General features: G+C 72.6%; 20 protein-coding genes. 13 read left to right on the top strand and 7 right to left on the bottom strand.

Translation table 11 applies throughout. From position 1 onward, the window contains the following. Position 1: 1 nt before the first annotated feature. The 4 genes from ACPCK6_RS17490 to ACPCK6_RS17475 all read right to left on the bottom strand — a co-directional run bounded on the left by ACPCK6_RS17490 (position 2) and on the right by ACPCK6_RS17475 (position 5,732). Positions 2–2,551, bottom strand: coding sequence for an ABC transporter permease (locus tag ACPCK6_RS17490; protein WP_423481640.1), 2,550 nt, complete (start codon positions 2,549–2,551; stop codon positions 2–4). Then, complete coding sequence (locus ACPCK6_RS17485) at positions 2,551–3,315, bottom strand: ABC transporter ATP-binding protein (RefSeq protein WP_396883260.1); 765 nt, start codon at positions 3,313–3,315, stop codon at positions 2,551–2,553. The genes ACPCK6_RS17490 and ACPCK6_RS17485 overlap by 1 nt, the downstream gene beginning before the upstream one ends. A gap of 261 nt (positions 3,316–3,576) precedes the next feature. Next, positions 3,577–4,260 (bottom strand): response regulator, encoded by a 684-nt coding sequence (locus ACPCK6_RS17480; protein ID WP_423481639.1) that lies wholly within the window; start codon positions 4,258–4,260, stop codon positions 3,577–3,579. A gap of 554 nt (positions 4,261–4,814) precedes the next feature. Next, positions 4,815–5,732, bottom strand: coding sequence for a RecB family exonuclease (locus ACPCK6_RS17475; protein WP_423481638.1), 918 nt, complete (start codon positions 5,730–5,732; stop codon positions 4,815–4,817). Between the two features lie 196 nt (positions 5,733–5,928). On the opposite strand from ACPCK6_RS17475, the gene ACPCK6_RS17470 reads away from it, so the two are divergent. The 3 genes from ACPCK6_RS17470 to ACPCK6_RS17460 all read left to right on the top strand — a co-directional run bounded on the left by ACPCK6_RS17470 (position 5,929) and on the right by ACPCK6_RS17460 (position 8,676). Next, positions 5,929–6,987, top strand: coding sequence for a M50 family metallopeptidase (locus ACPCK6_RS17470; protein ID WP_396883310.1), 1,059 nt, complete (start codon positions 5,929–5,931; stop codon positions 6,985–6,987). Beyond that, positions 6,984–7,928 carry a tRNA (adenine-N1)-methyltransferase gene (locus ACPCK6_RS17465; RefSeq protein ID WP_423481637.1) on the top strand — a complete coding sequence of 315 codons (945 nt, stop codon included), beginning with the start codon at positions 6,984–6,986 and terminating at the stop codon, positions 7,926–7,928. Before ACPCK6_RS17470 ends, ACPCK6_RS17465 begins: the two co-directional genes overlap by 4 nt. Before the next feature lie 175 nt (positions 7,929–8,103). Continuing rightward, positions 8,104–8,676, top strand: a complete 573-nt coding sequence (locus tag ACPCK6_RS17460) for a hypothetical protein (RefSeq protein WP_396883262.1) — start codon at positions 8,104–8,106, stop codon at positions 8,674–8,676. Positions 8,677–8,734: 58 nt separating this feature from the next. On the opposite strand, the gene ACPCK6_RS17455 is transcribed toward ACPCK6_RS17460, so the two are convergent. Continuing rightward, complete coding sequence (locus tag ACPCK6_RS17455) at positions 8,735–9,028, bottom strand: ferredoxin (RefSeq protein WP_043324386.1); 294 nt, start codon at positions 9,026–9,028, stop codon at positions 8,735–8,737. 177 nt (positions 9,029–9,205) lie between these two features. Between ACPCK6_RS17455 and arc the strand changes: the two genes are divergently transcribed. The 8 genes from arc (at position 9,206) to ACPCK6_RS17415 (ending at position 16,677) form a co-directional block, all read left to right on the top strand. Next, complete coding sequence (arc, locus tag ACPCK6_RS17450; RefSeq protein WP_396883263.1) at positions 9,206–10,987, top strand: proteasome ATPase; 1,782 nt, start codon at positions 9,206–9,208, stop codon at positions 10,985–10,987. A 167-nt stretch (positions 10,988–11,154) separates the two neighbouring features. Then, positions 11,155–12,672, top strand: a complete 1,518-nt coding sequence (gene dop, locus ACPCK6_RS17445; protein ID WP_348651252.1) for a depupylase/deamidase Dop — start codon at positions 11,155–11,157, stop codon at positions 12,670–12,672. Between the two features lie 107 nt (positions 12,673–12,779). Next, complete coding sequence (locus ACPCK6_RS17440) at positions 12,780–12,986, top strand: ubiquitin-like protein Pup (protein WP_135239959.1); 207 nt, start codon at positions 12,780–12,782, stop codon at positions 12,984–12,986. 76 nt (positions 12,987–13,062) lie between these two features. After that, a complete protein-coding gene (locus ACPCK6_RS17435) occupies positions 13,063–13,245 on the top strand; it encodes an endonuclease domain-containing protein (protein WP_396883265.1) in 183 nt (60 codons plus the stop codon). Further along, on the top strand, positions 13,164–14,003 hold the full coding sequence (gene prcB, locus ACPCK6_RS17430) for a proteasome subunit beta (RefSeq protein ID WP_181726645.1): 840 nt from the start codon (positions 13,164–13,166) through the stop codon (positions 14,001–14,003). The genes ACPCK6_RS17435 and prcB overlap by 82 nt, the downstream gene beginning before the upstream one ends. A gap of 55 nt (positions 14,004–14,058) precedes the next feature. Further along, positions 14,059–14,892, top strand: a complete 834-nt coding sequence (gene prcA / locus ACPCK6_RS17425; RefSeq protein ID WP_318333971.1) for a proteasome subunit alpha — start codon at positions 14,059–14,061, stop codon at positions 14,890–14,892. A 148-nt stretch (positions 14,893–15,040) separates the two neighbouring features. Continuing rightward, entirely contained in the window at positions 15,041–16,399 is a 1,359-nt protein-coding gene (pafA, locus tag ACPCK6_RS17420) for a Pup--protein ligase (protein WP_013286109.1), read from the top strand. A 59-nt stretch (positions 16,400–16,458) separates the two neighbouring features. After that, on the top strand, positions 16,459–16,677 hold the full coding sequence (locus ACPCK6_RS17415) for a hypothetical protein (protein WP_262016167.1): 219 nt from the start codon (positions 16,459–16,461) through the stop codon (positions 16,675–16,677). A gap of 12 nt (positions 16,678–16,689) precedes the next feature. Here the strand turns inward: ACPCK6_RS17415 and ACPCK6_RS17410 are convergent, their stop codons facing one another. Further along, positions 16,690–17,775 (bottom strand): DUF3866 family protein, encoded by a 1,086-nt coding sequence (locus ACPCK6_RS17410; RefSeq protein ID WP_423481636.1) that lies wholly within the window; start codon positions 17,773–17,775, stop codon positions 16,690–16,692. A gap of 44 nt (positions 17,776–17,819) precedes the next feature. Next, a complete protein-coding gene (locus ACPCK6_RS17405; protein WP_396883268.1) occupies positions 17,820–18,812 on the bottom strand; it encodes a cation diffusion facilitator family transporter in 993 nt (330 codons plus the stop codon). Between the two features lie 104 nt (positions 18,813–18,916). Between ACPCK6_RS17405 and ACPCK6_RS17400 the strand changes: the two genes are divergently transcribed. Both ACPCK6_RS17400 and ACPCK6_RS17395 read left to right on the top strand, forming a co-directional pair. Next, positions 18,917–19,915: a helix-turn-helix transcriptional regulator gene (locus tag ACPCK6_RS17400; protein ID WP_396883269.1), complete on the top strand. Its 999-nt coding sequence runs from the start codon at positions 18,917–18,919 to the stop codon at positions 19,913–19,915. Next, positions 19,912–20,919, top strand: a complete 1,008-nt coding sequence (locus ACPCK6_RS17395) for a helix-turn-helix transcriptional regulator (protein ID WP_135239964.1) — start codon at positions 19,912–19,914, stop codon at positions 20,917–20,919. The genes ACPCK6_RS17400 and ACPCK6_RS17395 overlap by 4 nt, the downstream gene beginning before the upstream one ends. Positions 20,920–20,922 lie beyond the last annotated feature (3 nt).

Genomic DNA, 20,922 nt, shown 5'->3' with positions numbered 1-20,922 from the left:
GTCAGTCGTGGGCGATGGCGCCCAGGACGTTGATCCGCGCGGCCCGGATCGCCGGCAGCACCGCGGCGACCACACCGATGATCGCGGCCAGGATCAGGAACGTCACCATCTGACCCCACGGCAGGACCAGGTCGGTGATGCCCTCGTCCTTGAGCGCCTCGACCACCGCCGCGCCGAGACCCGTGCCGACCACCACGCCGAGCAGCGCGCCGAAGATGGAGATCACCACCGCCTCGACCGTGATCATGCGCATGGTCTGGGCGCGGCGCAGGCCGATCGCCCGCAGCAGACCCAGCTCGCGGGTCCGTTCCAGCACCGACAGCGCGAGCGTGTTGATGATGCCCAGCACCGCGATCACGATGGCCAGCGCCAGCAGGATCTGGATCATCTGGAGCAGGGAGTCCAGCTGACCGGTCTGCTGCTCGATGAACCCGGCCCGGTCGGCCACCGACACCTCGGGGCTGTCCGCCAGCAGCCGCTCGATCTGCGGCTGCACCGCGTCCACCGACGTGCCGGGGGCGAGCTGCAGGAAACCCTGGATCGGCTGCGGGATGGCGAAGTCCGCGGCGGCCTGTGGCGGCAGCGTCACCGGGTTGGTCAGCTGCGAGCTGGAGTAGATGCCGCTGACCGTGTACGTGCGGGCGTCGCCGCGGGACAGCTGCACCGGCACCGTCGAACCGACGCTGAGGTTGCGTGCCTTCGCGGTGTCCGAGCTGACCAGCATCTGGTCCGGTGCCAGCTTGCTGATGTCACCGGCGGCGGCCTTCGCCCCGAAGATCTGCTGGAGCGCCGCCACGTTGCTCGACACGGCCACCCAGGTCCGCTCGCCGCCGACCACTGCCATGTCGCCGTACTCGCCGTCGACCATCCGCACACCCGGGATCGCGGCGGCCTTCTCCAGCACCGCCGGGTCGAAGCTCGCCGGACGCGGCCCGGACGTGGACCCGGAGATCACCAGTTCCGCCTTGATGGTGTCCTCGGCCAGCGCGCCGATGCTGCCCTTGGCCGAGTCCAGGATCACCGTCACGCCGGTGACCAGGGCGATGCCCACCATCAGCGCGGCGGCCGTGATCGCGGTCCGGCGCGGGTTGCGGCCGGAGTTGAGCCGGCCCAGCTTGCCTGGCACCGACCAGGAGAACATCGCGCCGAGCAGCGCGACCACCGGCCGGCTGATGATCGGCGTCAGCAGCGCCACGCCGATGAACGCGAACAGCACGCCGCCGAGGATGGTCGCCAGGGTGCTGTCGCCGGCGTGCCCGCCGAGACCGAGGAACAGCAGCACCGCGCCGATGCCGGTCACCACGGCGCCGCCGATCGTGACCTTCGTCAGCGGCCGGTCCGGCGTGGCGACGTCCTGCATCGCGGCGATCGGCGGGATGCGCGAGGCACGCAGCGCCGGCAGCAGCGCGGCGATCACCGTGATCAGCATGCCGACCGCGAACGCGCCGATCACCGCCGAGGCCGGCACGCCCAGCCCGGCCAGGGTCAGACCCCCGGCGAGCTGACCGAACAGGTACGCCAGCAGCGCGCCCACGCCGATGCCGGCGGCGAGCCCCAGCACCGAGGCGATCAGGCCGACAGCGAGCGCCTCCAGCACCACCGAGCCGATGACCTGCTTGCCGCTGGCCCCGATCGCGCGCATCAGGGCCAGCTCACGGGTGCGCTGGGCCACGATGATCGAGAACGTGTTGAGGATCAGGAACGTGCCGACCAGCAGCGCCACCGCGGCGAACCCGAGGAGGATCTTGTTGAAGAACGACAGCCCCTCCTTGAGGCCGGCCGACGCGTCGGCGGCGAGCTGCTCGCCGGTCTTGACCTGGTAGTCGGTGCCCAGCGTGCGGGCCACCTCGTCGCGCAGCGCGGCCGGCGTGGTGCCGTCGGCGGCCTGGACGCTGACGTTGCTGAACACGTCCGGCTCGCCCAGCATCAGCTGCTGCGCCACCGGGGTGGTGAAGTAGACCTCGTTGGCGCCACCGATCGAGTCCCGGCCACCGCTGTAGCCGAACACGCCGACGAGCGTGAACTCCTTCTTCGGGGCGAGCGTCAGCACGCCGACCCGGTCGCCGACCTTGACCTTGCCCGCCTCGGCCAGCGCGGCGTTGATCACGATCTCGTCGTCGGCCTGCGGCGCGCGGCCCTCGCGGATCTCCACCAGGTCGCTCTCGCCGAGCCAGTTCTGGCCCAGTTGCGGCGGACCGAACGAGGTGACCACCTTGCCGTTGCTGCCGATCATGCGGGCGCCGTCGGCGGCCACCACGCCCTTGGCGTCGGCGACGCCGGGCACCGCCTTGATCCGGTCGAGCACCGACGCCGGCATCGGGGTGCTCAGCGGCATGCCCTCCGCGGTGGAGACGTCGATCTTCGGCTTCGCCTCGACGCTGACGTCGACCTCGGCGTACGCGTCGGCGAAGACCGCGTCGAAGGACCGCCCGAGCGTGTCGGTGAGCACGAACGCGCCGGAGACGAACATGACGCCGAGCACCACGGCCAGGCCGGACAGCAGCAGGCGCAGCTTGCGCGCCAGCAGGCTCTTGAGCGTTGCCCGCAGCATCAGTTGCCCACCTCGACCGGGGCGTCCAGCTTCTTCATCGTGTCCAGCACCGTCTCCGCGGTCGGCTCGATCAGCTCCGAGACGATCTGCCCGTCGGCGAGGAAGACCACCCGGTCGGCGTACGCGGCGGCGGTCGGGTCGTGCGTGACCATCACGATGGTCTGACCGTGCTCGCGGACCGAGTTGCGCAGGAACTTCAGCACCTCGGCGCCGGAACGGGAGTCCAGGTTGCCGGTCGGCTCGTCCGCGAAGATCACCTCGGGGCGGGCGACGAGCGCGCGGGCGCACGCCACGCGCTGCTGCTGGCCGCCGGAGAGCTGCGCCGGGCGGTGCCCGAGCCGCTCCCGCAGGCCGACCGTGTCGATCACCGTGTCGTACCAGGCCGGGTCGGGCTTGCGCCCGGCGATCGACAGGGGGAGCAGGATGTTCTCCTGCGCGGTGAGCGTGGGCAGCAGGTTGAACTGCTGGAAGATGAAGCCCACCTTGTCCCGGCGCAGCTTCGTCAGACCCGCGTCGTTGAGACCGGTCACCGTCGTGTCGCCGATCATCACGGTGCCCTTCGTCACCGTGTCCAGACCGGCGAGGCAGTGCATCAGTGTGGACTTCCCGGAGCCCGACGGCCCCATGATCGCGGTGAACCGGCCGCGTTCGAACTCGGCCGTCACGCCCCGCAGCGCGGCGACCTGCGCCTCGCCGCTGCCGTACACCTTCCACACATCGTTCGCCCGGGCCGCGGCCTGCTCTCGGCCTACCGTCGCGGTCACGTCATCTACCTCTTCCATATGGTCGTTCTCATGCCGCACCGCCCCCGCTGGCCGGTGCGGCGGAATCCATCCTCGGGGCCGTGAGGCCGAAAACCCTCCGACCTGGGGTGGAATCCGCGCCGATCTTCCGCTGAGGGTCGCCCCCCATCCGGGCTCAGGGTGACCCCTGACCGGTCGGCGGCGCCGACGTTAGGGCCTCACCCGGCGTGATGGTCAACACATCGGCCCCACCGCTGGTCACGGTAGGTGAGCCGTGCCACCTCAGCCGCCGGGACGGATCAGTCCCGTCTCGTACGCGAGCACGACCGCCTGGACCCGGTCGCGCAACCGTAGCTTCGTCAGCACATGGCCGACATGGGTTTTCACAGTCGTCTCGCTGACCGACAGCACCCGGGCGATCTCCGCGTTGGACAGTCCGCGCGCCATGTGGGTGAGCACCTCGCGCTCCCGGTCGGTCAGCGGCGCCAGCGCCCGCGCCGGCGCGGCGGCCGGGTCCGGCAGCACCTGGGCGAAGCGGTCCAGCAGCCGGCGCAGGACGCGCGGGGACATCACCGCGCCCCCGGCGGCCACCGTGCGGATCGCGGCGACGAGGTCCTCGGCCGGCACGTCCTTGGTGAGGAAGCCGCTCGCCCCGGCCCGCAGTGACCCGACGACGTGTTCGTCCTGCTCGAACGTGGTGAGCACGAGCACCCGTACCGGCAGCCGGGCCGACACGATCGCCCGGGTCGCGGCCACCCCGTCCAGGCGCGGCATCCGGACGTCCATCAGCACCACGTCGGGCAGCAGCCGCCGGGACAGGTCCACCGCCTCCGCGCCGTCGCCGGCCTCACCCACCACGTCCAGGTCGTCCTCCGCGCCGAGCACCATCCGGAATCCGGTACGCAGCAGCGGCTGGTCGTCGGCGAGCAGAACCCGCACCGGCCGGGACACGGCGCCCTCGGTCATGCGTCCCCCTCGTCGTCCGGGCGGGTGGTCCGGCCGGGACCCGGGCACCGGCACGCGCCCGCGATCCGTCCGGCGTGGAACCGGGCCGCCGCGAACCACCGTAGAGGGCGACGGCCGCCCGGCCGCCGATCAGGCCGCCCGATCCCGCGGGTTGGCCGGGCTCTGCGCGCCCGGCCAACACGGGATCGCGGGGCACCACGGTGACCCGGCGCCGCATTCGTCCGAGGGTGACCGGCATCCGATTCGCCCCGCGGTGACCTGCCACGGGACTCGCCCGGCTCGGGGAGCGCGGCGCGCCGGCTCGGCGAACCCGTCCCGGCCGGTGGTGCACGCCCCACACGCTCGATCGACTCCATTTCGCCGAGGTGGCTGCATCCCACCCCCGTCGACCCCGCCACCTCCCCGAGGTGGCGCGTCCCGCTCCCGTCGACACGGGGGTGGTTTGCCAGCGGGATCGCGGGCGGCTGTGCGTGCTGGCCCTGCACGGGAGCGCCTGCCGATCCGGTGCCGCCCGGCCCGGCGTCAGCCCGGGCATCCTCCGGCGGGAACGGAGGTCACTCGTCGGCGCCGGGGGCCGCGGGGCGGGAGCGGGCGTCCACGAGCGGATCGGGCGCGGCGGCGGCCACCGGGAACGGCGGCGGCGTACCGCCGTAGCTCGGGCACAGCGCCTGGTGGTTGCACCAGTCGCACAGGCGGCTCGGCCGGGGACGGAAGTCCTGCCGGGCGGTGGCCTGCTCGATCGCCCGCCACAGCGCCACCACGGTGCGCTCGAAGCGCACCAGCTCGTCGGCGTCCGGCGCGTAGTCGCAGACCTCGGCGTCCTTGAGGTAGAGCAGGCGCAGCACCCGCGGCACCACACCCCGGGTACGCCACAGCACCAGGGCGTAGAACTTGAGCTGGAACAGCGCCCGTGCCTCGAACGCCTCGCGCGGCGCCCCGCCGGTCTTGTAGTCGACCACCCGCAGCGCGCCGTCCGGCGCGACGTCGAGCCGGTCGAGGTAACCCCGGATGAGCAACTCGTCGTCCACCACCGCGGAGATCAGCGCCTCGCGCTCGGCCGGCTCCAGCCGGCGCGGATCCTCCACCGCGAAGTAGCCGTCCAGCAGCGCCGTCGCCGACCGGAGGAACTCCTGCGGCCCGACGGCGTCGCCGTCGGCGAACAGCGTGGCCAGCTCCGGCTCCTCGGTGAGCAGCCGGTCCCACTGCGGGGCGACCAGGTCACCGGCCGACTCCGGGGTGCGCGCGGCGGCGGGCAGGTCGAACAGCCGCTCCAGCACGGCGTGCACGAGCGTGCCCCGGGCCTGCTCGACGGTCGGCCGCTCGGGCAGCCGGTCGATGCTGCGGAACCGGTAGAGCAGCGGACAGGTCTTGAAGTCGGCCGCCCGCGACGGCGACAACGAGGCCCGCACCGTGGCCGGCGCCGCTGCCGCCGTCTGGTCGCCGGGACTGTCGATCATCGGTTCCGCCGTCATGCCCGGAAGGTTAGGGCACGCGTGTGACAGGGCCCCCGTCGCCGCACCGAAGCATGATCGGAACCGCGCGACCGCGGCGGCCCGCTTCCCGCGCTCACGTAGCATCGGGCCGGTGCAGCAGCGGAGCCGAGGACCCCGCCGGCCGGGCCTCAGCCTCGGCCGGGTGCTCGGGGTGCCGCTGCGCGTCGACGCCTCGATGCTGCTGCTCACGGTCGTGGTCACCGTGCTGTACGCGGCGCTGGCCCGCCGCCAGCTCGACCTCGGCCCGCTCGGCGGCTACCTGGTCGGCCTCGGGTTCGTGATCTCGCTGCTCGGCTCCGTGCTGCTGCACGAGCTGGGGCACGCGCTGACCGCTCGCCGGTACGGAATCGGTGTGCGGGGGATCACGCTGGAACTGCTCGGCGGGTACACCGAGATGGACCGCGACGCCCCCAGCCCCCGGGTCGAGCTACTGATCTCCCTGGCCGGGCCGGCCGTCTCCGCGGTTCTCGGCGCCGGCGCGGTCGCCGCCACCCTCGCCCTGCCCGCCGGCACGCTCGGCCACCAGCTCGCCTTCCAGCTCGCGGTCAGCAACGTCGTGGTGGCGATCTTCAACAGCCTGCCCGGGCTGCCGCTGGACGGCGGCCGGGCGCTGCGCGCCGCCGTGTGGGCGCTCACCCGCGACCGGCACCGCGGCACCGAGGTGGCCGGCTGGGTGGGCCGGGCCGTCGCGCTGGGCACGCTGGCGCTGGTCGTCGTGCTCACCATGCGCCGGGCGCTGGCCCCGCTGGCCCTGCCGCTGCTGCTGCTCGTCGCGCTGACGCTGTGGCGCGGCGCCGGCCAGTCGATCCGGATGGCCCGCATCGGCCGCCGGCTGCACCTGGTCGACCTGGCCCGGCTGGCCCGCCCGGTGCTGCCGGTGCCCGCCGGCACCCCGCTGGCCGAGGCGCAGCGCCGCCGCGACGAGGCGGGCACCCCCGACGCGGCGCTCGGCGTGGCCGACTCGGCCGGCCGTACCGTCGCCCTGGTCGACCCGGCGCGCGCCGCCCGCGTACCCCCGGAACGGAGGCCGTGGGTCGCGGTGGACGAGGTGGCCCGCGACCTGGCCGCCGTGCCGGCCCTGCCGCTCGGGGCCGACGGCGAGCGGGTGCTGGAGACGGTGCGCACCCACCCGGGCGCGCAGTACGTCGTGACGGCAGGCGAAGATGTGGTCGGCGTGCTGCACATCGCGGATCTCGCCCAGCTCCTGGAACCCGAACGGAAGACGAACACGTGACCGCAGAGATCTCCACCGTCCCGGCGTTGCCCCCGGTGCACCGTGGGCCGTTCCGGCCCGGCGACCGGGTCCAGCTGACCGACCCGAAGGGCCGGATGCACACCGTGACGCTGGAGCCCGGCAAGGAGTTCCACACCCACCGCGGGATCCTCAAGCACGACACCCTGATCGGCCTGCCCGACGGCAGCGTGGTCACCACCGCCGGCGGCGGCACCGCGTTCCTGGCGCTGCGGCCGCTGCTGTCGGACTACGTGCTGTCCATGCCGCGCGGCGCCCAGGTGATCTACCCGAAGGACTCGGCACAGATCGTCGCGATGGGCGACGTCTTCCCCGGCGCCAAGGTGCTGGAGGCCGGCGCCGGATCCGGCGCGCTGTCCTGCTCGCTGCTGCGGGCCGTCGGCACCGAGGGCGAGCTGCACTCGTTCGAGGTACGCGACGACTTCGCCCAGATCGCCCGCCGCAACGTCGAGGCGTTCTTCAACGGCCCGCACCCGGCCTGGAACCTGCACGTCGGCGACGTCGCCGACTGCGCCGAGACCGGATTCGACCGGATCATCCTGGACATGCTCACCCCGTGGGAGATGCTCGACATGGTCGAGCGGGCGCTCGTGCCCGGCGGCGTGCTGATCGGCTACGTGGCCACCACCCCGCAGCTGTCCGAGCTGGTCGAGGCGCTGCGCGAGCGCGGCGGCTGGACCGAGCCGCGCGCCTGGGAGTCGCTCGTGCGCGACTGGCACGCCGAGGGGCTCGCCGTCCGCCCGGACCACCGGATGATCGCCCACACCGCGTTCCTGGTGTCCGCGCGCAAGCTCGCCCCCGGGGTCACCGCGCCGCCGCGCCGCCGCAAGCCCAGCAAGGGCGCCGAGGCGTACGCGCAGCGCCGCGACGCCCTGCGCGCGGCCGCCGCGGCCCGCGCGGCGGAGGATCCGCAGGAGTCCTGACCCCCGCCGCGCGGGCGCGCGCGCACGGGCGGATCATGTGTGCCGGTGGGGACGACACCTGAGCGGGTGGAGACGGTGGCATGAGCGAGCGGATCGGGGCGCGCGTCGGGCGGCGCGCCCGTGCCGGTGACCGGAACCGATGGCAGTACGGCGGCGCGGGCCGGCGGGAGGCGGCGTGAGCAATCCCGGCTACGGCAACGGCGACCTGCCGGCCGTCTTCCCGGACTGGTCGCCCTACACCGACCTGGAGTCGGCCGCGCGGGCGTACCTGCGGGATCCGGACATCGCGCTGGAGGCGCTCGACGGCGTGCTGCGCGGCGCCTCCGTGCTCGGCTTCACGCTGGAACGCTTCGTCAACGAGGTGAACGGGGTGTGGCAGGAGGTCGTCGTCTGCGACGGCAGCCGGCTGGTGCTCTGGCACGGCGAGGACGTGCCGCCGGGGGAGGGGCCGCCCGGCGCGATGACCTCCTCGCTGCGGGTGGTGCCGCTGTCCACCGTCACCGAGGTCGGCTGCCGGCGGCGGCTCATGCGCGCCGACAACGGCAGCGTACGGGTCGACAGCATCGACGTGTACCTGCTGCTCAGCTCGCTGGACGAGGCGCCGCCCAGCGACGAGGCGATCGGCGCGCCCCGGCACGACGCGCTGCGCTTCGGCAAGACGCTCGACGACGGCGGGGCCGGGCAGATCGCCCGGTTGGAGGAGTTCGCCCGGCTGGTCGCCTCGGTCGTCGGCCGGCCCCTGCTCTGAGGCGGACGCACGACGGGCCGGGGACGTGTCGTCCCCGGCCCGTCGTGTCCGTCCACGGTCAGTCGTCGGCCTCCGGGCCGGCCACCTCCACGCCGTCGCTGCCGCGCACCACGTGGATGCACTCGCCCGGGCACTCCTTCGCCGAGTCGATCACCTCGAGGCGCAGGTGCTCCGGCACGTCCACCCGGGCGCCCGGGGCCTGCCGCAGCTCGCCGTCCGGGCCCTTGACGTACGCCAGGCCGTCGACGTCGAACTCGAAGACCTCCGGCGCGTACTGCACGCAGAGCCCGTCACCGGTGCAGAGGTCCTGATCCACCCAGACCTGCAACTGGTCGGTCGCGACGTCGGTCACGAAGCACCCCCCATGTTCTCCCGTCCCACACTCCGACGGTACCCGAACGCCCGTACCCGCCCCGCGACCAGCCCTTCGCGATCAAGCTTCGGTGACGAGCGCGTTGCTGTGGACCGAATCGGGCTCATAGCGGCTAGTGTTAGGTCAGAACGTTCAAGCCCCCCGGGGAGGTGGGACGTGGCACGCAGCGACGACGCGGACTCGCGCGCCGCACGGTGGGAAAAGGAAGCCCACGATCTCTCCACGCAGGTCGCGTTCCTGCAAGAGGAACTCGCTCTGGTGCGGCGCAAGTTGACCGAAAGCCCCCGACACGTCCGGCAGCTCGAAGAGCGGCTGGCGGCCACCCAGGCACAGTTGGCGCGGCTGACCGAGAACAACGAACGGCTCGTGAGCACCCTCAAGGAGGCTCGCGCGCAGATCGTGACGCTCAAGGAGGAGATCGACCGTCTCGCCCAGCCGCCGAGTGGCTACGGCGTCTTCCTGGCCAAGCACGACGACGGCACGGTGGACGTGTTCACCGGCGGGCGCAAGCTCCGGGTGGCCGTCTCGCCCTCGCTGGAGGTCGACGAGCTACGCCGTGGCCAGGAGGTCCTGCTCAACGACGCGCTCAACATCGTCGACGCGTTCGGCTACGAGCGGGTCGGCGAGGTGGTGATGCTCAAGGAGATCCTGGCGGGCCCCGAGGGCGCTCCGGGTGACCGCGCGCTCGTGGTGTCGCACTCCGACGAGGAGCGCATCGTGCACCTCGCCGAGACCCTGATCGGCAGCGCGATCCGGGCCGGCGACTCGCTCATGATCGAGCCCCGCTCGGCGTACGCGTACGAGCGGATCCCGAAGAGCGAGGTCGAGGAACTGGTCCTGGAGGAGGTGCCCGACGTCAACTACGAGGACATCGGTGGCCTCCAGGCGCAGATCGAGCAGATCCGCGACGCTGTGGAACTGCCCTTCCTGCACTCCGACCTGTTCCGCGAGCACCAGCTCCGGCCGCCGAAGGGCATCCTGCTCTACGGCCCGCCCGGCTGCGGCAAGACGCTCATCGCCAAGGCGGTGGCGAACTCGCTGGCCAAGAAGATCGCCGAGCGGGAGGGCAAGGAGCGGCACACCAGCTTCTTCCTCAACATCAAGGGCCCCGAGCTGCTCAACAAGTACGTCGGCGAGACCGAGCGGCACATCCGGCTGATCTTCCAGCGGGCGCGGGAGAAGGCCGGCGAGGGCACTCCGGTGATCGTGTTCTTCGACGAGATGGACTCCGTGTTCCGCACCCGCGGCTCCGGCGTCTCCTCCGACGTGGAGAACACCATCGTCCCGCAGCTGCTCAGCGAGATCGACGGTGTCGAGGGCCTGGAGAACGTCATCGTCATCGGCGCCTCCAACCGGGAAGACATGATCGACCCGGCGATCCTGCGCCCCGGCCGGCTCGACGTGAAGATCAAGATCGAGCGGCCGGACGCCGAGGCGGCGAAGGACATCTTCTCCAAGTACATCCTCGCCGGCCTGCCGCTGCACGCCGACGACCTGGCCGAACACGGCGGCGACGCCCAGGCCACCGTCGCGGCGATGATCGACGCGGTGGTCCTGCGGATGTACTCCGAGACCGAGGAGAACCGTTTCCTCGAGGTCACCTACGCCAACGGCGACAAGGAAGTCCTCTACTTCAAGGACTTCAACTCCGGCGCGATGATCCAGAACATCGTCGACCGGGGCAAGAAGATGGCCATCAAGGAGTTCCTCACCTCCGGCCGCAAGGGTCTGCGGCTGCAGCACCTGCTCGACGCCTGCGTCGACGAGTTCCGCGAGAACGAGGATCTGCCCAACACCACAAACCCGGACGACTGGGCGCGCATCTCCGGCAAGAAGGGCGAGCGGATCGTCTACATCCGCACGCTCGTCTCCGGTGGCAAGGGCACCGAGGCCGGACGGTCCATCGAGACCGCCAGCAACACCGGCCAGTACCTGTAGTCCGACCCCCTCGACGAAGGCCCGTGGCGCACGCGCCACGGGCCTTCGCGCGTACCCGGGGAGGCCGCCACACCGGACCCGGCGCTGCCGCCACGCCCCCTGCGCGCGTCACGCCGACTACGCTCGACGTGACGGGGACCGGGACGGCGAGCGGAGCGGGCAGGTCGATGAGCGTTAGACGGATCATGGGCACCGAGGTCGAGTACGGCATCTCCGTGCCCGGTCAGGCCGGAGCCAACCCGATGGTCACCTCCTCCCAGGTGGTCAACGCCTACGGGGCGCGGCCGGAACTCAACCGGGGCGGCCGGGCCCGCTGGGACTACGAGGAGGAGTCGCCACTGCGCGACGCCCGCGGCTTCACCTACTCCGGCGCCGCGTACGACCCGGCCGAGGCGCTCGCCGACGAGGACCTCGGGCTCGCCAACGTCATACTCACCAACGGCGCCCGCCTCTACGTCGACCACGCGCACCCGGAGTACTCCACACCCGAGGTGACGAACCCCCTCGACGTGGTGCGGTGGGACAAGGCGGGGGAGCGGGTGATGGCCGAGGCGGCCCGCCGCGCCGCGACCATCCCGGGCACCCACCCGATCCACCTGTACAAGAACAACACCGACAACAAGGGCGCCAGCTACGGCGCGCACGAGAACTACCTGATGCGCAGGCAGACGCCGTTCGCCGACATCGTGGCGTACCTGACGCCGTTCTTCGTCACCCGGCAGATCGTCTGCGGCGCCGGGCGGGTCGGCATCGGCCAGGACGGCGGCCAGGCCGGTTTCCAGATCTCCCAGCGGGCCGACTTCTTCGAGGTCGAGGTGGGACTGGAGACGACGCTCAAGCGGCCCATCATCAACACCCGGGACGAGCCGCACGCCGACGCCGACAAGTACCGCCGGCTGCACGTCATCATCGGCGACGCCAACCTCTCCGAGATCTCCACGTTCCTCAAGGTCGGCACCACCTCGCTGATCCTCGCCATGATCGAGGAGAAGGCGCTCGGCGCGGATCTGGGCATCGCCGACCCGGTGGCCGAGCTGCGCGCGGTCAGCCACGACCCGTCGCTCAAGCACCTGATGCGGATGCGCGACGGCCGCAAGCTCACCGCGCTGGACGTGCAGTGGGCGTACCTGGAGCGGGTGACCTCCTTCGTGGACGACCGCTACGGCAAGGACGTGGACGCGCAGACCGCCGACGTGCTGCGCCGCTGGGAGAGCGTGCTGGACCGGCTCGGCCGGGACGCCTTCGAGTGCGCCGACGAGCTGGACTGGGTGGCCAAGCTGCGGCTGCTGGAGGGCTACCGGGAGCGGGAGAAGCTCGCCTGGGGCTCGCACAAGCTGCAACTGGTCGACCTGCAGTACTCCGACGTGCGGCCGGAGAAGGGCCTCTACCACCGCCTGGTGCAGCGCGGCTCGATGAAGACGCTGCTCACCGACGAGCAGACGCGCACCGCGATGACCGAGCCGCCGGAGGACACCCGGGCCTACTTCCGGGGCCGCTGCCTGGACCGGTACGCCTCCGAGGTGGTCGCTGCGAGCTGGGACTCGGTCATCTTCGACGTGGGCCGGGAGTCGCTGGTCCGGGTGCCGATGATGGAGCCCGAGCGGGGTACCCGCGCGCACGTCGGTGAGCTGTTCGACCGTTGTGAGAGCGCCAAGGATCTGCTGGAGACGCTCACCGGCGGGTGACCACGATGCCGGAAGGCCCGCCGGGTGCCGGAAACGGGCACGCGACGGGCCTTTCGTCGCTCCCGCGAGGTAAGTTGATCGCAGGCGATCGTGGAGGAGGCACCACCATGGCGACGCAAGAGGGTGGGCAGACCCAGTCCGGCAAGTCCCGCGAGGAGGTCGAGGAGGTCACCGCGCAGGCCAACCCCGAGGTGGCCGAGCGGCACGCCGAGATCACCGAGGACGTCGACGACCTGCTCGACGAGATCGACTCCGTCCTGGAGGAGAACGCCGAGGAGTTCGTGAGGGGCTACGTCCAAAAAGGCGGCCAGTAGGGCATATGTCCGTTTCATCCGTCAGGGTGAAGGGCGGGCCGTCAGCCACCGGCACCACGATGATCGCGCCGGACGGGTGCGCGGGATAGTCTGCTTCAACTGCAACGGTGGTCTTGGTCGGTCCCGGGACAGTCCCGTGGGACCGGCCAGGGCGATCACGTACCTGAGAGGAACCACGTGGCAGCGGGTTTTGATCCATCCGGGCGTCTTCCAGATGTGTTCACCAACGCGGGGACGTCCTCCTTCACAGCGTTCCTGAGCAAGGTGGCCCCCGAGATGCTGCCCGGCCGTCGGCCGCTGCCGCCCGGCATGGCCGCCGACATGGCGCCGCACGCGACCACCATCGTGGCCATCTCGGCCGCCGGTGGTGTGGTCATGGCCGGCGACCGGCGCGCCACGATGGGCAACCTGATCGCCCAGCGCGACATCGAGAAGGTGCACCCGGCCGACGCGTACTCGCTCGTCGGTATCGCGGGCACGGCCGGCATCGGCATCGAGCTGATGCGACTGTTCCAGGTGGAGCTGGAGCACTACGAGAAGATCGAGGGCGCGATGCTCTCGCTCGACGGCAAGGCCAACCGGCTGGCGTCGATGATCCGGGGCAACCTGGGCGCGGCCATGCAGGGCCTCGCGGTGATCCCGCTGTTCGCCGGCTTCGACCTGGCCGCGAGCGACCCGGCGCGGGCCGGGCGGATCTTCAGCTTCGACGTGACCGGTGGCCCGTACGAGGAGACCGGTTACGACGCCATCGGCTCCGGTTCGCTGTTCGCCAAGTCCGCGCTGAAGAAGCGGTTCCGGGCCGGCCTGTCGGTCGAGGACGCGACGCGGCTGGCGGTCGAGGCGCTCTACGACGCGGCGGACGACGACACCGCCACCGGCGGCCCCGACCTGACCCGGCGGATCTACCCGGTCGTGATGACCGCTACCGCCGAGGGCACCCACCGGCTCACCGACGCCGAGACGGCGGCGATCGCGGAGAGCGTGGTGTCCGGCCGGATGGAGAACCCCGGCGGCTGATGCCGCCCCGCACCGTCCACCGAGTCAGCAGTCCCGCAGAAGGAGAACCGCCGCCGTGGCCATGCAGTTCTACGCCTCGCCCGAGCAGATCATGCGCGACCGCTCCGAGTTGGCCCGCAAGGGCATCGCCCGGGGCCGCAGCGCGGTGGTCCTGAGCTACGCGGGCGGGGTGCTCTTCGTCGCCGAGAACCTGTCCAGCACGCTGCACAAGGTCAGCGAGATCTACGACCGGATCGGCTTCGCCGCTGTCGGCCGGTACAACGAGTTCGAGAACCTGCGCCGCGCGGGCGTGCGGATGGCCGACCTCAACGGGCTGAGCTACGACCGCCGGGACGTGACCGGCCTGGCCCTGGCGAACGCGTACGCGCAGACGCTCGGCGCGATCTTCACGGAGCAGTCGAAGCCGTTCGAGGTGGAGATCTGCGTGGCCGAGGTGGGCGCGACCGCCGAGGACGACTCCCTCTACCGGGTGACCTACGACGGCTCGGTGAACGACGAGCCGGGCCGGATGGCGATGGGTGGCCAGGCCGAGGCGATCAGCGGGGTGCTGAAGAACGAGCACCGGCCGGAGATGTCGCTGTCGGAGGCGGTCCGCGCCGCCATGAAGGCGCTGAGCAGCGTCGGCGGCGAGGGTGGTGCGGCCCGCACGATCGCCGCGAACCAGCTGGAGGTGGCGGTCCTGGACCGGCGCCGGGTGGGGCGTACGTTCCGGCGGGTGACCGGCGCCGCGCTGACCGCGCTGCTGGAGGGCGATGCCGAGGCCGACACCGCGCCGGCGCCGGGCCGGGCGAAGACGCCGACGGTGCCGACGGAGGAGGCGAAGAAGCCGACCACGTCGGCGGGTTCGGCCGATCTGGAGGGCAACGCGGAGGACAAGCCCGCCGAGTGAGATCCGCGCTCGCGGACCCCGCCACCTCGCCGAGGTGGCGGGGTCTTCCGTGTACGGAGCCCGCCACCTCCCCGATCCGGTGGGGGAGATCGCAAGCGGCGAGCGTCGGCGCTGCCCATCGGAGGCTCCGGGCGGCTAATGTCTCATCATGGAGCGGCGAATCTTCGGCCTCGAAACCGAGTACGGCGTCACCTGCACCTATCGCGGGCAACGCCGACTGTCCCCCGACGAGGTCGCGCGGTACCTGTTCCGGCGGGTGGTGTCGTGGGGCCGGTCGAGCAACGTGTTCCTCCGCAACGGTGCCCGCCTCTATCTCGACGTCGGTTCGCACCCGGAGTACGCGACTCCGGAGTGCGACTCGGTGACCGACCTGGTGGCCCACGACCGGGCCGGTGAACGGATCCTGGAAGGGCTGCTCGTCGACGCGGAGAAGCGGCTGCACGACGAGGGCATCGCGGGCGAGATCTACCTGTTCAAGAACAACACCGACTCGGCCGGCAACTCGTACGGCTGCCACGAGAACTACCTGGTGTCCCGGCACGGCGAGTTCGGCCGGCTGGCCGACGTGCTCATCCCGTTCCTGGTCACCCGGCAGTTGATCTGCGGTGCGGGCAAGGTGCTGCAGACGCCGCGCGGCGCGGTCTACTGCCTGTCCCAGCGGGCCGAGCACATCTGGGAGGGCGTCTCGTCGGCGACCACCCGCAGCCGGCCGATCATCAACACCCGGGACGAGCCGCACGCGGACGCGGAGCGCTACCGCCGGCTGCACGTGATCGTCGGTGACTCGAACATGAACGAGGTCACCACGCTGCTGAAGGTCGGCACGGCCGACATCGTGCTGCGGATGATCGAGGCCGGCGTGGTGATGCGTGACCTGACGCTGGAGAACCCGATCCGGGCCATCCGCGAGGTGTCGCACGACATCACCGGCCGGCGCAAGGTGCGGCTGGCCTCCGGCAAGGAGGTCTCGGCGCTGGAGATCCAGCAGGAATACCTGGCCAAGGCCACGGAGTTCGTGGAGCGCCGGGGCGGCGACCAGACCGCGAAGCGGGTGGTCGACCTGTGGGGCCGGGTGCTGCGCGCGGTCGAGACCGGCGACCTGGACCCGGTGGCCCGGGAGATCGACTGGGTCACGAAGCTGAAGCTGATCGAGCGTTACCAGCGCAAGCACGATCTGCCGCTGTCGCACCCGCGGGTGGCGCAGATGGACCTGGCCTACCACGACCTGCGGCGCGGGCGCGGCCTGTACGGGCTGCTGGAGCGCCGCCGCGAGGTGGACCGGGTGGCGACCGACCCGGAGATCTTCGAGGCGAAGGAGACGCCGCCGCAGACGACCCGGGCGCGGCTGCGCGGCGAGTTCATCCGTCATGCCCAGGAGAAGCGGCGCGACTTCACCGTGGACTGGGTGCACCTGAAGCTGAACGACCAGGCGCAGCGCACGGTGCTGTGCAAGGACCCGTTCCGGGCCTACGACGAGCGGGTGGAACGGCTGATCGCCAGCATGTGATCGTGCGGGCGGCCGGTGCCCGGCACCGGCCGCCCGCCCACGGGTACGCTGGCGTCGCGATGAACACTTCCGAATCCGCCGGTGGGCCCGGCCGCGAGACGTCCTCGGACCGTGACGGCACCGAGAAGCTCAACTGGATCGACCGTCGGCGGGAGAAGATCCGCGCCGAGATCGAGCGCAACAGGCGCGGCGACTACACGGTGCCGACGTGGGTGCTGGCGGTGGCGCTGGCGCTGATCGTGGGCGCCTGGCTCGGGCTGATCCTCTTCCTCGGCTGAGCGCCGCGCCGGTCAGGTCAGCAGGCCCGCCGCGTACCGGCCGGCGGCGGCCGCGGCCAGGAAGTAGGCGTGGTCGGCGTCCAGGCCCCGGCCCATCGTGGACAGGCCGACCGGACTTGCCCGCAGCGCCGCGTCCAGGCCGTCGGTGGACACGGTGACGATCCGGTGCCGGTCGGCCAGCGGCGTCAGCGCCGCGGCGACCTCCGCGGCCAGGCCGGGGTCGAGGCCGTCCGGCACGACCAGCTCCGCGGGGGCCAGCGCGACCCGGCCGTACGCGGTCAGGCTGTGGTGGGAGACGCCACGGTGCCGGGGCCGGGCGTCGGCGTCGGAGATGCGCAGCGAGCCGACCGGGCGCCCGCCCAGCGTGGCGATCGCGTTCACCGCCTCGCCGACGGCGACGCCGGAGAAGCCCCATCGGGTGCCGGTGCCGAGGTTGCCCGGCCCCTGGGCGACGATCGTCAGGTCGGCGTCGAGCACGTGCCGGGCGGCGAGCAGGCCGCTGTGCAGCGTGCTCGCCTCCAGGTCGCCGCCGAACGCCTGGCCCACGCTCACCGTGCCCACGAGGTGCCCGGCCAGCCCGGCCAGGGTGCGGGAGAACCAGGCCGGCAGCGCCCCGCCGTCGGTCAGCACGTACGCGACGCGGGCGTCGGGCGCGTCGGCGCGTACCCCGGCCAGGATCGCCGGCAGCCCGGAGTGCAGGTCGGCGGTGACCACCGGCATGCCGTCGACGGTGTCCGCGGCGGCGAGCCGGTCGTGGTGCGGTGAGGCTTCCTCGTCCACGCCGAGCAGGATCGGTTGCAGCGGCGTGTAGCGGGCCTTGACCAGGTGACCGGCGTCGCGGCTGTCGCCGGCCAGCGGCGGGTCCGGGGGCAGCCGGTCGGGCAGCGCCACGACCAGCGCGTAGCCGCCGGTGCCGAGGCCCATCAGCAGCGCGCCGGCGTTGAGGAGCACCCGGTCGCCGGGTTCCGGCTCGCCGACCAGGGCCGGGTAGGCCAGGGCGCGCAGCCTGGTGCCGTCGGGCAGGTCGACGTCGAGTTCGACGGCGCCGGTCCACCGTCGCCGTACCGTCGTGACCGTGCCGGACCGCCATCGCACCATGCGGTGCACGGTATCGGCCGCCGCCGGGACGGGCGCCGGGCGGGTCAGGCGTCCGGGTCGTCGACCGGGCGGCCGGCCTCGTCCTGGGTGGTGCGGGCGGGCCGGCCGGCGGCGCGGGACCGGGTGGGGTCGAGGAAGACGTACGCGATCTCCGGGAAGTGGCCGGTGAGCCGGCGTTCGGCCTCGTCGGCGGCGGCCTCGATGTCGGCGCCGGTGGCGTCGTCGCGGAAGTCGACCTTGGCGGCGACGAGGATGTCGTCCGGGCCGAGGAACATGGTCATCAGCGTGTCGATCCGGTCCACCGTCGGCACGTCGGCCAGTTCGCGTTCGATCCGCCGGTGCAGCCGGTCGGAGACGGAGCGGCCGACCAGCAGCGAGATGTTGCTGCGGGCCAGCACGACGGCGACCACCAGCAGCAGCACGCCGATGAGGATCGAGGCGATGCCGTCGTACAGCTCGTCGCCGGTCAGGTGCGACAGGGTGAGCCCGCCGGCGGCGATCAGCAGGCCGATCAGCGCGGCGCTGTCCTCCAGGAAGACGGCCTTGACGGTGGTGTCGGCGGTCAGGCGCAGGTAGCGGCGCGGGGTGGTGCCCCAGCGACGCGACTCGCCGCGCACCTGCCGGACCGCCCGGGCCAGCGACACCGACTCGATCGCGAAGGAGACCGCCAGCACCACGTACGCGACGAGGTACTCGCCGCTGTGCTCGTGCACCAGGATGGTGGTGACGCCGTGCGTGATGGCGAAGCCAGCCCCGGCGACGAAGGTGAACAGCGCGGCGAGGAACGCCCAGACGTAGCTCTCCTTGCCGTACCCGAAGGGGTGCCGGGTGTCGGCGGGCCGCGCGCCGCGGCGCAGCGCCAGGTAGAGCAGCACCTCGGTGGTGGTGTCGGCGAGCGAGTGGGCGGCCTCGGAGAGCATCGCCGCGGAGCCCGAGATCAGGCCCGCGACCAGCTTCGCGACGGCGATGGCGAGGTTCGCCGCGCCGGCCACCACGACCGTGCCGACGCTCTCGGTCTTGACCTCCGGTTCCGCCATGCGATCACCCTATGACCGGCCGATGCCCCCGCCGGACGGGAAGACCCCCGCGCCGCGCCGCGCGGGTGCCCGCGCCCGTCGTGCGGGCTGCTAGCGTTTGGGCCGTGTCCCGGACCCGTACCGAACGCCTGGTCAACCTGGTGATCTGCCTGCTGTCGACGCGACGCTTCCTGACCGCCGCGCAGATCGCCGCGACCGTGCCCGGCTACGAGCACGACCCGGACGACGCCAAGGACCACGAGGCGTTCCAGCGCAAGTTCGAGCGCGACAAGGCCGAGCTGCGTGAGCTGGGGGTGCCGCTGGAGACCGGCACGGCGAGCGTCTTCGACGCCGAGCCGGGTTACCGGATCGCGCCGCGCGCGTACGCCTTGCCCGACATCCCGCTCGAACCGGACGAGGCCGCCGCGGTGGGCATCGCCGCCCGGCTGTGGCAGCACGCCGGGCTGGCCGCCGCCGCGTCGTCCGGGCTGGCGAAGCTGCGCGCCGCCGGCATCGACGTCGACCCGCAGGCCACGCTGGGCCTGGAGCCGATGGTGACCGTCGACCCGGCGTTCGCGCCGCTCACCGCCGCCGCGCGGGACCGCCGCGAGGTCAGCTTCGACTACCGGGTGCCGGATCGCGACGCGCCCACCCGCCGCCGGGTGCAGCCGTGGGGCGTGGTGTGCTGGCGCGGCCGGTGGTACGTCGTCGGCCACGACCTGGACCGGGCGGCGACCCGCTGCTTCCGGCTGTCCCGGGTGGTCGGCACGGTCCGGGCGACGGGTGAGCCGGGCGCCTACGAGCCGCCCGCCGGGGTCGACCTGATCAGCCACGTGGCCCGCTGGTCCGGGCCGGTGGAGCGCACCGGCCGGGCCACCGTGCTGGCCACGCCGGGCCGCGCCGCCGGGCTGCGCCGCTGGGCGGTGGAGTGCCAGGCCGGCCCGGACGGCGACCGGCTGGTGCTGCCGTACGCCGACGCCGACTACCTGGCCGGTCAGATCGTCGGGTACGGCCCGGACGTGCGCGTGCTGGAGCCACCTGAGGTGCGGGAGGCGGTCATCCAGCGCCTCAAGGAGGTCGCCGCCCGCCACGACGAGCTGGCAGTGGCCGGGGGTGCCCGGTGACCCGCCCGGCGGCCCGCGCGGGCCGTGCCTCCGCCGACCGGCTGGCCCGGCTGCTCAACCTGGTGCCCTACCTGCTGGCCCGCCCCGGCATCGAGATCGCCGAGGCGGCGCACGACCTCGGGGTGACCGAGAAGCAGCTCCGGGAGGACCTGGAACTGCTCTGGGTGTGCGGGCTGCCCGGCTACGGCCCCGGCGACCTGATCGACATGGCGTTCGACGGCGACCGGGTGACCATCACCTACGACGCCGGCATCGACCGGCCGCTGCGGCTCACCCCGGACGAGGCCCTGGCCCTGGTGGTGGCGCTGCGGATGATCGCCGAGACGCCGGGCGTGGCCAACCGGGAGGCGGTCGAGCGGGCACTCGCCAAGATCGAGAACGCCGCCGGTGACCTGGCCGGCGCGCCGGTCGAGGTCCGTCTTCCCGGCGACAGCGCACGGGTACGCGAGCTGCGCGCCGCCGTCGAGCGCGGCCGGGCGCTGCGGATCACCTACTACACGGCGGCGCGGGACGAGACCACCGAACGCACCATCGACCCGCTGCGGATGCTGATGGTCGGCGGCCGGGCGTACGTGGAGGCGTGGTGCCGCCGCGCCGAGGCGGTGCGGCTGTTCCGGGCGGACCGGATCGACGCGGTGACCGAGCTGCCGGAGCAGGCGGTCGTGCCGCCGCAGGCCCGCCCGCACGATCTCAGCGACGGCGTGTTCCGCCCGTCGGCCGACCTGCCGCTGATCACGCTGCGGATCGGCCGGGGCGAGCGGTGGATCACCGAATACTATCCGTGCGAGCGGGTCGAGGCGGACGGCGAGCAGTGGGTGGTGTCGCTGCGCGTCACCGACCTCGGGTGGGCCCGGCGGTTCGTGCTCGGGCTCGGCCCGGAGGTGACCGTGGTGGCCCCGGCCGAGCTGGCCGAGCAGGTACGCGCCCAGGCCGTGGCCGCGCTCGACGCGTACGCCACCCCGGCCGGCAGCGCCGACCCGGCGGCCGCCGGCGTCACCCGATAGGCT

Origin of the sequence: Micromonospora sp. AB353 (assembly GCF_049538395.1) — a bacterium.
In the GTDB taxonomy this organism is placed as follows: Bacteria; Actinomycetota; Actinomycetes; order Mycobacteriales; family Micromonosporaceae; genus Micromonospora; species Micromonospora aurantiaca.
This window is presented reverse-complemented; position numbering and strand designations above follow the sequence as displayed.

Bases quoted from the DNA above. Each gene is read 5' to 3' on its own strand.
- ACPCK6_RS17490 (WP_423481640.1), bottom strand. From the start codon at position 2,551: ATGCTGCGGGCAACGCTCAAGAGCCTGCTGGCGCGCAAGCTGCGCCTG.
- ACPCK6_RS17480 (WP_423481639.1), bottom strand. From the start codon at position 4,260: ATGACCGAGGGCGCCGTGTCCCGGCCGGTGCGGGTTCTGCTCGCCGAC.
- ACPCK6_RS17475 (WP_423481638.1), bottom strand. From the start codon at position 5,732: ATGACGGCGGAACCGATGATCGACAGTCCCGGCGACCAGACGGCGGCA.
- ACPCK6_RS17470 (WP_396883310.1), top strand. From the start codon at position 5,929: ATGCTGCTGCTCACGGTCGTGGTCACCGTGCTGTACGCGGCGCTGGCC.
- dop (WP_348651252.1), top strand. From the start codon at position 11,155: ATGAGCGTTAGACGGATCATGGGCACCGAGGTCGAGTACGGCATCTCC.
- ACPCK6_RS17440 (WP_135239959.1), top strand. From the start codon at position 12,780: ATGGCGACGCAAGAGGGTGGGCAGACCCAGTCCGGCAAGTCCCGCGAG.
- pafA (WP_013286109.1), top strand. From the start codon at position 15,041: ATGGAGCGGCGAATCTTCGGCCTCGAAACCGAGTACGGCGTCACCTGC.
- ACPCK6_RS17415 (WP_262016167.1), top strand. From the start codon at position 16,459: ATGAACACTTCCGAATCCGCCGGTGGGCCCGGCCGCGAGACGTCCTCG.
- ACPCK6_RS17410 (WP_423481636.1), bottom strand. From the start codon at position 17,775: ATGGTGCGATGGCGGTCCGGCACGGTCACGACGGTACGGCGACGGTGG.
- ACPCK6_RS17405 (WP_396883268.1), bottom strand. From the start codon at position 18,812: ATGGCGGAACCGGAGGTCAAGACCGAGAGCGTCGGCACGGTCGTGGTG.